Genomic DNA, 13,095 nt, shown 5'->3' on the forward strand with positions numbered 1-13,095 from the left:
CCGACCTCCTCGCTCGTGGGATCGTGGCCAGCATGCCAGACAGCTACCGCGTCGCGCTGGCCGTCCCCCGCCGCGGACCCGCCGGCATGTTCGGACTGTCCTGCCGCGTCGCCGCCCACCTCGCCGCCGAGGAGGTCAACGCCCACGGCGGCATCGGCGGCCGCCCCCTGGAACTCCTCGACGTCGACGCCGGCCTCGACCCCGACCAGGTCGCCGACACCCTCGACCTCGCCGTCACCCGCGGCCACATCGACGCCGTCGCCGGCTGGCACCTCTCCAGCGTCCGCGAAACCGTCGCCCCGGCGCTCGCCGGCCGGGTCCCCTACGTCTACGCCACCGCCTACGAGGGCGGCGAGGCCCGCGACGGGGTGCTGTGCACGGGAGAGCTCCCGGGGGAGCAGGTGGTCGCGGCGCTCGGGTTCCTGCGCGAGGAGTTCGGCTGGCGGCGCTGGCTCGTCGTCGGCGACGACTACGTCTGGCCGCGGGCCACGGCCGCACGGGTGGCGCGGACGCTGGCCGGGTCCGGGATCCACCTGGGGGTTCAGCACTGGCTGCCGCTCGGTTGCGACGACGACGAGGTCTGGTCCGGACTGCTGGACGCGCTGCAGCGCAGCGCATCCCGGGTCGACGGGGTGGTCATGCTGCTCGTGGGCGCGGACGGCGCCCGGTTCAACCGCGAGTTCCACGCCGCGGGCCTGGACGGGGACCTGGTCCGGTTCAGCCCCTTCATGGACGAGACGATGCTGCTGGCCAGCGGGCCCGGGACGACCCGGGGGCTGTTCGCGTCCGCCGGCTGGTTCGCCGGTCTCGCCACTGCGGCCGCCCTGGACTTCAGCGCAGGTTTCGCCCGCACCTTCGACCGCGTCGCGGGCACCTCCCCGGGGCTGGCGGCGCCGTCGCCCGGGACGATGGCCGAGAGCACCTACCTCGCCCTGAAACTACTGGCCGACGTGGGGCACCGCACGCCACCCGGTGCGGACGACCTGGACCGCGCCCGGTCGCAGTGGGCCTGGGAGACCCCGCACGGGACGGTAGAGATGCGCCGGGGCCGCGCAGGGCACCGCGTGCACGTCGCCGCCGCAGTGGGACTGGAGTTCGAGGTGCTGGCCGAGGTCTCCGGTCCGTCCTCCCCGCCGCTCTGAGGTGTTTCCGGCGTGTTTCGGCAGTTTTTCCAGCAGGTCAACTTTCGTAATTCTCTGCGCTGCAACATGATTGAGAACACCGGTTCGTTGACCGCCGAACGGGTGACGCCCTAGCGTCAGAACGCTTCCAGTTGGAAGCGATCCGACGTCGCCGGAGGTCCGGGATGACCCAAGACACCACGAGCGCGCACCACGTCAGCGCCGCCACCTCGGAGACCCTCGAGGACTACACGCTGCGGTTCGCCCCCCGCAGCTACCGCCGCTGGACCCCCGCCGTGGTCGCGACCTCCGCCCTCGGCGGCATCGCCTACCTCGCCGACTTCTCCATCGGCGCGAACATCGGCATCGCGCACGGGACCACCAACGCCCTCCTCGGCATCCTCGTCGCCGCCGTCGTCATCTTCGTCAGCGGTTTCCCGCTGGCCTACTACGCGGCGCGGTACAACATCGACCTCGACCTCATCACCCGCGGCTCCGGGTTCGGCTACTACGGTTCCGTCCTCACCAACGTCATCTTCGCGACGTTCACGTTCATCTTCTTCGCCCTCGAGGGATCGATCATGGCCCAGGGCCTCGAACTCGGCCTCGGGATCCCGCGGTGGATCGGGTACGCGATCTCGACGATCCTGGTGATCCCGCTGGTCGTCTTCGGCATGAAGGCCCTGTCGAAGATGCAGGTCTGGACCACGCCGTTCTGGCTCGTCCTCATGGTCATCCCCTTCGTCTACCTCGTCGCCAGCCACCCCGACTCGGTGGACACCTTCTTCGCCTACGACGGCGAGGACGGTTCGGGCGCCTCGATCAGCACCGCCTCCGTCCTGCTCGCGGCCGGGGTCTGCCTCTCGCTGATGGCCCAGATCGCCGAACAGATCGACTACCTACGGTTCATGCCGCCGCGCACCGCGCAGAACCGGCGGAAGTGGTGGACCGCGGTCGTCCTCGCCGGCCCCGGCTGGGTCGTCTTCGGCGCGCTCAAGCAAGCCGTCGGACTGTTCCTCGCCGTCTACCTCATCGCCTCCCTCGACCCCCAGGCCGCGGCCACCGCGAACGAACCCGTGCACCAGTTCCTCGGCGTCTACGAGGAGATGATGCCGGGCTGGCTGGCCATGACCCTCGCCGTCATCCTCGTCGTCATCAGCCAGATCAAGATCAACGTGACGAACGCCTACTCGGGTTCGCTGGCCTGGACGAACTCCTTCACCCGGGTCACCAAGCGCTACCCCGGCCGGATCGTCTTCGTCGTCGTCAACCTCGTCATCGCGCTGACGCTGATGGAGTCGAACATGTTCGACTTCCTCAACACCATCCTCGGCTTCTACGCCAACTGCGCCATGGCCTGGGTCGTGACCGTCGCCACCGACATCGTCGTGAACAAGGGCATCCTCAAGATCTCCCCGACCGTCGCGGAGTTCCGCCGCGGGATGCTCTACCCGGTGAACCCCGTCGGGTTCGTCTCGGTCCTGCTCTCGGCGGGGTTGTCCATCGTCGTGTTCTTCGGCGGGTTCGGTGCCGGTCTGCAGCCTTACTCCCCCGTCGTCGCCATCGTCCTCGCGGTGCTCTGCCCACCGGTCCTGGCACTGGCCACGAAGGGGAAGTACTACCTGCGCCGCAGCGACGACGGCATCGCGCTGCCGATGTACGACGAGGACGGCAACCCCTCCGGCGCCGTCCTCACCTGCCACGTCTGCCGCCAGGACTACGAACGTCCCGACGTCACCGCCTGCCTCACCCACGACGACGTCGTCTGTTCGCTCTGCCTCAGCACCGACAAGGTGTCCGACCACGTCCTGCCCGCCGCCGGGCGTACGGTCCACCCGTGAACCTCAGCCCGGCCGACACCGAGAAGCTCCTCCTGGCGGTCGCGGGCATGGTCGCCCGCGACCGCCTCGAGCGGGGAGTCCTCCTCAACCACCCCGAGGCCGTCGCCCTGCTCTCCACGTGGGTGCTGGAACGGGCCCGCGAAGGCGCCCTCGTCGCCGACCTCATGGAGTCCGGTCGTCACGTCCTGCGTGCCGACCAGGTCATGACCGGGGTCCCCGAGATGCTCCACGACGTGCAGGTCGAGGCGACGTTCCCGGACGGACGCAAACTCGTCACCCTGCACCACCCCGTCCAGGGCGGTGCCCCCACCGAAGGCCCCGGCGCGGTCCGGGTCCGACCGGGCACGATCGTCCTCAACGGGGACCGGACACCCGGGGAACGCCTCGAACTCCTCGTCGAGAACACCGGAGACCGCCCCGTCCAGATCGGTTCGCACCTGCACCTCCCCGACGCCAACCCGGCGCTCCGCTTCGACCGCGCCGCCGCCGCGGGTTTCCGGCTCGACGTCCCCTCCGGCACCTCGCTCCGCTTCGAACCCGGCGTCTCCCGACTGGTCCAGGCCGTCGCCCTGCGCGGGAACCGCCTCGTCCCCGGCCTGCAGATCAAGGAGTCCTCGCGTGGTTGAGATCGACCGCAGCGCCTACGCCGCGCTGTACGGCCCCACCACCGGCGACCAGGTCCGCCTCGGTGACACCGACCTCTGGATCGAGATCGAGCAGGACCTCACCGCCGGCGGCGAGGAAGCCGTCTTCGGCGGCGGCAAGTCGATCCGCGAGTCCATGGCCCAGGGCACCACGACCCGGGCCGCCGGCTCCCCCGACACCGTCATCACCAACGCCGTCGTCCTCGACCACAGCGGGATCTACCGCGCCGACGTCGGCGTCCGCGACGGCCGGATCTCCGCGATCGGCCGCGCCGGGAACCCCGACATCGCCGACGGGGTCCACCCCGACCTCCGCATCGGTCCCTCCACCGACGTCATCTCCGGCGAGGGACGCATCCTCACCGCCGGTGGCATCGACACCCACGTGCACCTCATCTCCCCCTCCCAGGTCCACGAGGCCCTGGCCGCGGGGATGACCACCATCGCCGGGGGCGGCACCGGCCCCAGCGAGGGGACGAAGGCGACGACCGCCACCCCCGGGTCCTGGCACCTCGCGCACACCCACCGGGCGCTGGACGCCCTCCCCGTCAACGTGCTCCTGCTGGGCAAGGGCAACACCGTGAGTGCCGAGGGTCTCGCCGAACAGGCCCTCGGTGGCGCGGCCGGCTACAAGGTCCACGAGGACTGGGGATCCACCCCGGCCGCCATCGACGCCGCCCTGCGCGCCGCCGACGAGTTCGGCCTCCAGGTCGCACTGCACTCCGACTCCCTCAACGAGGCCGGCTACGTCGACTCCACCGTCGGCGCCATCGCCGGCCGCTCCATCCACGCCTTCCACACCGAGGGGGCCGGCGGCGGCCACGCCCCGGACATCATCACCATCGCCGGGCTCCCCCACGTCATCCCGGGTTCCACCAACCCGACGCTGCCGCACACCGTCAACACGGTTCCCGAGCACCTCGACATGCTGTTGGTCTGCCACCACCTCAACCCGGCCGTCCCCGAGGACCTCGCCTTCGCCGAGTCCCGGATCCGGGCCACGACGATCGCGGCCGAGGATGTCCTGCACGACCTCGGCGCCCTCTCCATCACCAGTTCCGACGCGCAGGCGATGGGCCGCATCGGCGAGGTCATCACCCGCACCTGGCAGGTCGCGCACGTCATGAAGCTCCGGTTCGGAGGCCTGGACTCGCGGGCCGACAACGAACGGGCGCGCCGCTACGTCGCCAAGTACACGATCAACCCCGCCATCGCCCACGGCATCGACCACCTCGTGGGATCCGTCGAGGTCGGGAAGCTGGCCGACCTCGTCCTGTGGGACCCCGCGTTCTTCGGCGTCCGGCCCTCGGTGGTGCTCAAGGGCGGAGCACTGGTGCTCGGGGCCCTGGGGGATCCGAACGCCTCCATCCCCACCCCCCAACCCGTCCTGCTGCGCCCCGCGCTGATGCACGCCAACGGCGCGGACGTCTCGGTCAGCTTCGTGTCCCCGGCCGCCCTGGCCGACGGCCTCGAAGGCCGACTCGGGCTGCGGCGCAGGCTCGAACCCGTCCACGACACCCGTGGCGTCGGGAAGGCGCAGATGATCCACAACGACGCCCTGCCCCGCATCGAGGTCGACCCGGAGACCTTCGCCATCACCATCGACGGCGACCTCGTGGAACCCTCCCCGGCCACCGAACTCCCGCTCGCCCAGCGGTACCAGCTGTTCTGATGACGGTTTCCCCGGACCTCCTGCTCACCCTGCTCGCCGACGCACGCCTGCCCGTCGGCGGGCACACCCAGTCCGCCGGCCTGGAACCCGCCGTGACCCACGGCGGGGTCACGGCGGCGGACGTCCCGGAGTTCCTCCGCGGACGGCTCACGACCGTCGTCGCCGTCGAGGCCGGGACCGCCGTCGTCGCCCGCCACCACGTCCTCGCCGGGCTCGACCTGGAGCCCGTGGAGGACGCCTGGGCAGCCAGGACGCCCAGCGGCCCGCTGCGGACGGTGTCACGCACCCTCGGGCGCGGCTACCTGCGCCTCGCCGGACGCACCTGGCCCGATCCGGTCTGGGCGCACCTCGGTCGGACCCCACCCCGCCCCCTCGTCCTCGGCGCCCTGGCCGCCGTCGCCGGACTGGATGCAGCACGACTCGTCCGCCTCTGCGGGCACGAGGACATCGCCACCGTCACCGCCGCCGCCCTGAAGCTCGACCCGTGCGACCCCCTCGAGACCACCGGGTGGGCGCTCGCCGCGCACCCCCTCGTCGAGGAGCTCGTCGAGCGGTGTGCGGGGCTCACCGAAGCCTCCGCGATACCCGCCGGATCGGCCCCGACGCTCGAACGGTTCTCCCTCCTGCACGACCGGACGAAACAGAGGTTGTTCCATGCCTGAGCACCACCACCACGCGACCCGCTCCTTCCGCCTCGGCGTCGCCGGCCCCGTCGGGACCGGCAAGAGTTCCCTCATCGCCCTGCTCTGCCGGGAACTGCGCGACACCTACCGCCTCGGCGTCATCACCAACGACATCTACACCGACGAGGACGCCCGGTTCCTGCGGTCCGCCGGCGTGCTGGAACCCGAACGCATCCGCGCGGTCGAGACCGGGGCCTGCCCGCACACCGCCATCCGCGACGACGTCACGGCCAACCTGCTGGCCGTGGAGGACCTCGAGCACGACTTCGACCCCCTCGACGTCGTCCTCGTCGAGTCCGGTGGCGACAACCTCACCGCCACCTTCTCCCCCGCCCTCGTCGACGCGCAGATCTTCGTCCTCGACGTCGCCGGCGGCGGTGACGTCGCCCGCAAGGGTGGCCCGGGGATCGCCCGCGCGGACCTGCTGGTGGTGAACAAGACCGACCTCGCACCCCACGTCGGGGTCGACGTCGCACGGATGCAGGCGGACGCCACCCACGCCCGCGACGGCCGCCCCGTCATCGCCCTGTCCCGCACCGACGCGGCGTCCGTCACCGAACTCACGGACTGGCTGCACGCCGTCGTCGCGCGGTTCCGCTCCGGAACGCACTCCCCCGTCGACCCGGGCCCGATGGCCCCGCACTTCCACCGGGGGGACGACGGCGCGATCACCGCCCACACCCACGCGTGACCAGAATCCATCTGCACCGCAACGGTTCCCTCGACCTCGTCACCGGGGCGTTCGCACCGAAGCTCCTCACCCGCGGCGTCGCGTCCGCGCGCGTGGCCCTCGTCGGGGCCCGAGCGCTGCTGCTCGCCGGCGACGACGTGCGCATCGACGTGAGCGTCGCCGAGGGCTGCACGCTGGAACTCGTCGAGGTGGCGGGCACCGTCGCCCACGACGGCCGGGGTGGACCGGCCTCGACGTGGACCACCACCGTGGACGTCGCACCCGGCGCGAGGATCTCCTGGGCCGGAGAACCGTTCGTCGTCGCCGACGGGGCCGAGGTCACCCGCTCCCTCGACGTGTCACTGGGTCCCGGGGCCGTCGCCGAACTGCGGGAGACGTTCGTGCTGGGCCGCACCGGCGAACGCGGCGGGTCACTGCGCTCCACCACCCGCGTCGACCTCGCCGGGAAACCCCTGCTCGTGGAGGACCTCGACCTCACCGTCGACGCCGTCCGACGCTCGCCCGCCGTCCTCGGCACCGCGCGGTGCCTCGACACCCTCAGCCGGTTCGGCGAGCGGTTCGAGCACCCCGACGCCCTGCAACTGCAGGGACCCGGAACCCTGCTGCGCTGGCTCGGCACGGACCAGCACCGCTCCCCGGTCCCTTCCCCCTGAGCGTCTGACCGACCCCGAGGTCAGGAGGTCGGAGCGTTCCGCGAGGCCAGGACGAGTTCCAGAGCCCGGACGGGCTCCCACGGCAGGTGCAGCGCCAGGTTGTACTGCTCGCCGAGGACGTCCCGGCTCCAGCCGATCCGGGTGTGGCCCGGGTACCCGTGCTGGACCCCGATGCGGGTGCTGTTGACGGTGACGCGCGTGTAGCCGCCGGCCGGCTCGGTGAAGGACGTCGTTCGCTGGCTGGGGTCCTCCGCCAGGCGGACGAACGGCGACCAGCGCACTAGTCCCGTCACCCGTTCCTCGTCAGGTGCAACGCGCGCGGCGTCGGGGCCCCGAGGCACCCAGAGCAACTGGATGCTCACCTCCAGCGGTTCGCCGTTGGGCAGCAGGCTCCCCCTCGCGGGCAACGGGTCGGCGTCGCCGTTCCAGAAGTGCTTGGCGGTCCTGCAGATCAGCTCGAACCCCGACGCCTCCAGGGGCGTCAGCGACGGCAGGGGGAACCCGAGCCAGTCCTCGACCTCGCCACGGGTGTAGCGCAGCACGGAGTCGTCGACGTCGTCTGCGAGGCGCGCTCGTCGTCGGGAGCGCCGACCGACGCTCTGCGGCCGCAGGGCTTCGAGCACCCGGCGCAGGTGGTCGCCGAGCGGGAGTTCCGCGACCGGGTAGGGGTTCGTGAGGGCGGCGCGCAGGAGATCCGCTTCCGCGTCGGCCGCCGGGTACAGGGACAGCCGTCCCTGTCGCCACGGACCGGACGGGTCGTTCGAACCGGTCCAGCGCTGCACCTCGGCCTCGGCGTCGCTCCAGTCGTAGAGCGGGCCCACCCAGCGCATCGACCCCCGCGAGGACGGGCGGCCGTCCTCGCGCACCGCTCGGAACTGCTGGACGTGCGCCTGCGTGGCCGCGCTGATCGCGGCCAGCAGCACGGCCGTCGTCGGCCGGTCCAGCCCGGACAGGTCGCTGCGCAGGTCGACCGCGACGGCCCCCGCGAGTCCGGCGGCCAGCCGGAGCACGGGGACGTCGCGACGGGGCTGGTCGGGATCGGGCTCGACTGCGTAGGGGTCGTCGTCGAGGTGCAGGTCGAGGCTGCGCGAGGCGAGGGCACCGCCGTGCTCCGCGGCGGCCAGTGCCTCCGTCCACGCGATCGTGGCGCGCGGGCGGGCGTCGGGGTCGTCGGGGTGCGGTGGGCCGATCTCGATGAACCCGGCCGCGTCCAGGGCGGACAACCAGTTCCCGGTGCGGTGCAACAAGGTGACGGCCGCGGGTGGACCGCTCAGCTCACCGAACGCGTGCTCGAGGGTTCGGGCGAGTTCGTCGGGTTCGAGTCCATGGCCGCCCACCGGCAAGGTGCCTCCACTCCGCGACGCCACAGCCCGTCGTCGGGCTCCGGCCCCAGGCTACGACGACCACCCGGGTCCGGGCGTCGTTCTCGGTGCAGGCGCCGCGCCGAACCCGAATCGGCTCACGACACGGGTCACGAGGTCGTCGAGGGACGTCGATCCGTCGACGACCCACCCCGCCTCCCCGGTCTCGCCCGCCAACCGGTCGGTGAACCGGGCGTCCCGCTCGAGGAGGTTGGCCAGGGCCCGCCCCGGGTCACTGGTCCGGGCGGCGATGTCCGTCGTGGAACCCCGCGCGGCGAAGGCCCGCACCCGGAAGTCTCGGGTCGGCAGCAGCCACACCGCGTGGTCCGGGCGGGACAGCAGCGGGGCCACGAGCCGGGGCAGCAGCCGGAACCCTTCGACGACCACGGCCGGGGCCGGCGGGAGGCCCAGGAGGTCCTCGACGACGAGGTCGAAACCCTCACCGGCGAACCAGTGGAAGGTCTGCAGCATCTCGGCCGGGGTCCGCGCCACCCACCGCTCGTCCATCGACATCGCGGTGAAGGCGTGCAGCAACGGAGCGGACGCCGGGGTCAGTCGGCGGGCGTGCCGGGTCATCGCGTCGTCGGTGGAGAACACCTCGACGCCGAAGCGCGCCGCCAGCGCGCGGGCCACGGTGGACTTCGCCCCGCCGGACCCGCCGCCGATCCACCGGACGTGCCGCAGCCGTTCGCGCAGGTGGTCGACCACCCGCACGACGCTACCGCCGACGTTCCCACCTGCCCCTGCCCCGGGGTGAACCGAACGGGGCGTGACACCGTGTCCCTTCCGAGCGGACCGATCGGGCCCGCCGGACCGACGGAGGATCCTCGTGGACGACGCCCGACTGCCCCAGCCCGTGACTCCCGGGGTCCTGTCCCGGCGCAAGGCGCTCGCCGTGGGCGGTGGCGCGCTCGGTGTCGGGTCCCTGCTGGCGGCCTGCGGCAGCGACGACGACGCCGGCACCACCCCTGCGACCACCGACAGCAGCAGCTCGTCCACCAGCTCCTCCGCCAGTGCCACCTCCAGCGGGGACGGGGCGCTGACCACGGTGTCCGCGGTACCCGTGGGCTCGGCCCTCCTGGTCACGGCGGCCGGCGGCGCACCGGTCGTCGTCGCCCAGCCGACCGCGGGCGAGATCGTCGCCTTCAGCGGGCTCTGCACCCACCAGGGCTGTGCGGTGGCCGTGATGAAGAAGGAGCTCGACTGCCCCTGCCACGGGTCGAAGTTCGACGCTCTCACCGGCGCCGTCCTGAACGGGCCCGCGACAGATCCCCTGACCCCGTTCAAGGTCACCGTCGACGGCGATTCGGTCGTCGCGGCGACCTGACCTCCCAGGGCTGTCCGTCCTGCTCAGCAGCAGCCCCCCGCTGTCGGGGCTGCTGTTGGGCGGCGCAGCCGACATCTTGAGCAATATCACGCATTGGCTCCAATAACTGAACTTTCAACGCTATTGTGGAGGTATGACCGACGAGATGCCAGAACTCGCTGCCGCGGGCCTGCCGCCGTTGCCTGTCCCCGGCGCGTTCGACGCCGAGACCCTGGGCCTCTGGTTCGCCCTGCTGGACCCGGTCCGTCGGGCGGTGCGCGCGCCCGGGACCTGGAACGCCTACGCCGTGGACCTCGCGCACTTCGCCGAGTGGTGCACCCGCACCGAACGGCAGCCGTTGCCGGCCGAGCCGGAGACGGTCGCCGCCTACCTCGCCGACCACGTCGAGACGCTGTCCATCTCGACGCTGCGCCGTCGCCTCGCCGCGATCGCCGTCGCGCACGGGATCATCGGGGTCCCCTCCCCCACCGACGGCGAGCACGTCTCACTGGTCTGGCGCGGGTTGCGCCGGGTGCACGAACCGCAGCGCAAGCCCCGGAAGGTCGACGCCGTCGAGATCCGTGAGCTCGCGGTCCTCGTCGCCCCGCTGCAGGACACGGTGATGGACCACCGCGACCGGGCTCTGCTGGTCATGGGGTTCGCCGGGGCGCTACGACGTTCCGAACTCAGCGCGCTCGACGTGTCCGACGTCGTCGTCGAACCCGGACGCCTGCTCGTCACGATCCGCGAGGCGGGGTCCCGGGCCGAACGGACCGTGGAGCTCCCCCGCGGTCACCGGCTCGAGACCTGCCCCGTCCGCTCCTGGAAGGCCTGGATCACCGTCGCGCGGCTCACCGAGGGGGCCGCGTTCCGCCGGATGACCAAGGGCGGTCGCTCCCTGCGGCCCGAACGCCTCGGCGACCGCGGCGTCGCGGAAGTGGTGAAGCGCCGGACCCTCGACGTCGGGCTGGACCCGACGCTCTTCTCGGGTCACAGCCTACGGGCCGGGTTCGTCACGGCCGCGTCGCGCGCCGGTGTCCCGTCGGTGTCGATCGCCCGCCAGACCGGTCACCGGTCGGCGGCGGCTCTCGCCGCGTGCGTCCGGGAAGACCGCCCGTTCCCGCGGAACCCCGCCGCCCACGTGGGGTTGTGACGACGGGGACCACCGCCGCACGGGTCAGAGCGCGTTCGCCGTGCCCACCACCGGTCCTCCCGCCGCCCGCCACGCGACGACCCCACCCTCGAGGTGCACGACGTCGGTGCGGCCCGTCGCCAGGACCGCGCTCAGCGCCTGGGCGGAACGGGTCCCGCGTTCGCAGTGCAGGACGAGCGGTCCCGGGGGCAGGATCCCCGGGTCGGCGAGGACGCCCGCGAGGGGCACGTTGAGCGATCCCGGGATCGCGGAGTCGGCGTGCTCGACCGGTTCCCGCACGTCGACGACCAGCGGTGCCGCACCCCCCACGGTCGCGATCAACGCCCGCGCCTGCACCGCGGGCAGCGTGTCCAGGCCGGTGACGGGTTCGCGTCGGGGGTCGGGGCGCAGCGGCAGTTCGCGCCAGGTCATCGCGAGCGCGTCGTGGACGAGGATCCGCCCCAGCAGCGACCGGCCGGCGCCGGTGACGACCTTCACGGCCTCGGTCACCATGGTCGAGGCGACGGCGCCGCACACCCCGCCCAGCACACCCGCCTCGCCGCAGCCGGGGACGGTTCCCGGTGGCGGGGCCGTGGGGAAGAGGTCGCGGTAGGTCGGTCCGTGCCCGGCGTGGAAGACGCTGACGTGACCGTCGAAGCGCAGGACCGCACCCCACACCCAGGGCACACCCACCAGGCTGCACGCGTCGTTGACCAGGTACCGCGTCGCGAAGGTGTCGGAGCCGTCCAGGACGAGGTCGTAGCCGCGCACCAGGTCGAGGGCGTTCGTCGCGGTGAGACGTTCACGGTGGGTCCGGACCACGACCCCGGGGTTCAGCCGTCGCACGGCCTCGGCCGCGCTGTCGACCTTCGCCCGCCCGACGTCCGGTGTGCCGTGGGCGATCTGGCGTTGCAGGTTCGACGCGTCGACGACGTCGTCGTCGACGACGCCGATCGTCCCGAAGCCGGCCGCCGCCAGGTAGAGCAGCGCCGGGGACCCGAGACCGCCGGCGCCGACGACGAGGACCCGGGCGGCCAGCAACCGCCGTTGTCCGACCTCACCGATCTCGGGGAGCAGCAGGTGCCGCGAGTAGCGGGCGCGTTGCTCGTCGGTCAGCTGCGGGCCGGGTTCCACGAGAGGCGCGTTCGGGGTCACGGGGAAACCCTCCCTCCCGCCGCGGCGATCCGCTCGGGCGGGCTGTCCTGGCGTTGCAGGGCGGCGCGCAGCGTGTCGCCGCCGGTGTCCAACCCCTGACCCACCGCGGGTGGCGCCGACCCCGTGAGCCGTTGCAGGGCACGGGAGGTCGCCTCGAGCACCCCGAGGACGGCGGGTGAGCGCAGGAGCTCGAGGGAACCGACCGGCCCGTCGAGCGCCACGCACCCCGTGACGCGGGAGGTCTCTCCCGTATCGTCGACGAGCGGGACGGCGACCACCACGGCGTACTTCCCGACGACCCGGCGGAACTCCTCCACCGTCAGTCCCTGCCGTTCCCCGGCGGCGTCGAGGACGCTGACGTCGCGCGCGATCACGGCGCCCGTCGCGACGCACTCACCGATGACGCCCTTGCCGGGCGCCCACCGCACCCCGGACGCCACCGGTCGGCGCCGGGCCCGGACCCGGTGCACCCGCGCCAGCCGGGGCGGGCGCAGGAACGGCCGGCGCACGCGGTAGGCGGCGAGGGCGAGGTCGCGCGGGTCGAGGCGGCCGCCGGTCGTGTCGACGACGGCCCACAGGGCCCCGGAGAGCAGGTCGTCGTGCAGTTCGCGGTCGGCGTCGTCACGCCGGTCCAGCGCCCGCGCGAGGACGTGCTCGGCCGTGGAACCGATCGCCAGCACCGCGGTCAGGACGACGAGGGTGACGACCACGCCGGCCGAGGGGTTCCAGATGTCGCCGCGGTCCAGCGCCAGGGCCGCGCCGGCGGCGGCGGCGAGGACGGCGAGAGCGAGGTCGACCCAGGTGCGCACGCCGTCACCGTAGGGGGCCGCTCCGAC

At 72.7% G+C, this 13,095-nt stretch carries 13 protein-coding genes; 9 read left to right on the top strand and 4 right to left on the bottom strand.

Annotated elements, in window-relative coordinates; all coding sequences use genetic code 11:
* The first annotated feature begins 32 nt into the window (after nucleotides 1-32).
* The 7 genes from OG218_RS02550 (at nucleotide 33) to OG218_RS02585 (ending at nucleotide 7,305) form a co-directional block, all read left to right on the top strand.
* Nucleotides 33-1,142: a substrate-binding domain-containing protein gene (locus tag OG218_RS02550; protein ID WP_328291633.1), complete on the top strand. Its 1,110-nt coding sequence runs from the start codon at nucleotides 33-35 to the stop codon at nucleotides 1,140-1,142.
* A 164-nt stretch (nucleotides 1,143-1,306) separates the two neighbouring features.
* Nucleotides 1,307-2,962 (top strand): purine-cytosine permease family protein, encoded by a 1,656-nt coding sequence (locus OG218_RS02555; RefSeq protein WP_328291634.1) that lies wholly within the window; start codon nucleotides 1,307-1,309, stop codon nucleotides 2,960-2,962.
* Entirely contained in the window at nucleotides 2,959-3,588 is a 630-nt protein-coding gene (locus OG218_RS26530) for an urease subunit gamma (protein WP_380161860.1), read from the top strand. The genes OG218_RS02555 and OG218_RS26530 overlap by 4 nt, the downstream gene beginning before the upstream one ends.
* Nucleotides 3,581-5,278 (top strand): urease subunit alpha, encoded by a 1,698-nt coding sequence (locus tag OG218_RS02570; protein WP_328291635.1) that lies wholly within the window; start codon nucleotides 3,581-3,583, stop codon nucleotides 5,276-5,278. The genes OG218_RS26530 and OG218_RS02570 overlap by 8 nt, the downstream gene beginning before the upstream one ends.
* Nucleotides 5,278-5,940 carry an urease accessory protein UreF gene (locus OG218_RS02575; RefSeq protein WP_328291636.1) on the top strand — a complete coding sequence of 221 codons (663 nt, stop codon included), beginning with the start codon at nucleotides 5,278-5,280 and terminating at the stop codon, nucleotides 5,938-5,940. The genes OG218_RS02570 and OG218_RS02575 overlap by 1 nt, the downstream gene beginning before the upstream one ends.
* A complete protein-coding gene (gene ureG / locus OG218_RS02580; RefSeq protein ID WP_328291637.1) occupies nucleotides 5,933-6,652 on the top strand; it encodes an urease accessory protein UreG in 720 nt (239 codons plus the stop codon). Before OG218_RS02575 ends, ureG begins: the two co-directional genes overlap by 8 nt.
* Nucleotides 6,649-7,305 carry an urease accessory protein UreD gene (locus OG218_RS02585; protein WP_328291638.1) on the top strand — a complete coding sequence of 219 codons (657 nt, stop codon included), beginning with the start codon at nucleotides 6,649-6,651 and terminating at the stop codon, nucleotides 7,303-7,305. The genes ureG and OG218_RS02585 overlap by 4 nt, the downstream gene beginning before the upstream one ends.
* A 20-nt stretch (nucleotides 7,306-7,325) precedes the next feature.
* Here the strand turns inward: OG218_RS02585 and OG218_RS02590 are convergent, their stop codons facing one another.
* Entirely contained in the window at nucleotides 7,326-8,642 is a 1,317-nt protein-coding gene (locus OG218_RS02590; protein ID WP_328291639.1) for a hypothetical protein, read from the bottom strand.
* A 57-nt stretch (nucleotides 8,643-8,699) separates the two neighbouring features.
* Complete coding sequence (locus tag OG218_RS02595; RefSeq protein WP_328291640.1) at nucleotides 8,700-9,374, bottom strand: hypothetical protein; 675 nt, start codon at nucleotides 9,372-9,374, stop codon at nucleotides 8,700-8,702.
* Nucleotides 9,375-9,495: 121 nt separating this feature from the next.
* Here OG218_RS02595 and OG218_RS02600 point away from each other — a divergent pair, with 121 nt between their 5' ends.
* Nucleotides 9,496-9,993, top strand: a complete 498-nt coding sequence (locus OG218_RS02600; RefSeq protein WP_328291641.1) for a QcrA and Rieske domain-containing protein — start codon at nucleotides 9,496-9,498, stop codon at nucleotides 9,991-9,993.
* 133 nt (nucleotides 9,994-10,126) lie between these two features.
* Complete coding sequence (locus OG218_RS02605) at nucleotides 10,127-11,125, top strand: tyrosine-type recombinase/integrase (RefSeq protein ID WP_328291642.1); 999 nt, start codon at nucleotides 10,127-10,129, stop codon at nucleotides 11,123-11,125.
* A gap of 24 nt (nucleotides 11,126-11,149) precedes the next feature.
* On the opposite strand, the gene OG218_RS02610 is transcribed toward OG218_RS02605, so the two are convergent.
* Together OG218_RS02610 and OG218_RS02615 are read right to left on the bottom strand one after the other, a co-directional pair.
* A complete protein-coding gene (locus OG218_RS02610) occupies nucleotides 11,150-12,259 on the bottom strand; it encodes a ThiF family adenylyltransferase (protein ID WP_328291643.1) in 1,110 nt (369 codons plus the stop codon).
* On the bottom strand, nucleotides 12,256-13,068 hold the full coding sequence (locus tag OG218_RS02615) for a hypothetical protein (RefSeq protein ID WP_328291644.1): 813 nt from the start codon (nucleotides 13,066-13,068) through the stop codon (nucleotides 12,256-12,258). Before OG218_RS02615 ends, OG218_RS02610 begins: the two co-directional genes overlap by 4 nt.
* Between the last annotated feature and the right edge of the window lie 27 nt (nucleotides 13,069-13,095).

Origin of the sequence: Kineococcus sp. NBC_00420 (assembly GCF_036021035.1) — a bacterium.
Taxonomy (GTDB): Bacteria; Actinomycetota; Actinomycetes; order Actinomycetales; family Kineococcaceae; genus Kineococcus.

Excerpts from the sequence above, each read along its gene's own strand:
- OG218_RS02550 (WP_328291633.1), top strand. The coding sequence starts at position 33 with ATGCCAGACAGCTACCGCGTCGCGCTGGCCGTCCCCCGCCGCGGACCC.
- OG218_RS02575 (WP_328291636.1), top strand. The coding sequence starts at position 5,278 with ATGACGGTTTCCCCGGACCTCCTGCTCACCCTGCTCGCCGACGCACGC.
- OG218_RS02605 (WP_328291642.1), top strand. The coding sequence starts at position 10,127 with ATGACCGACGAGATGCCAGAACTCGCTGCCGCGGGCCTGCCGCCGTTG.
- ureG (WP_328291637.1), top strand. The coding sequence starts at position 5,933 with ATGCCTGAGCACCACCACCACGCGACCCGCTCCTTCCGCCTCGGCGTC.
- OG218_RS02555 (WP_328291634.1), top strand. The coding sequence starts at position 1,307 with ATGACCCAAGACACCACGAGCGCGCACCACGTCAGCGCCGCCACCTCG.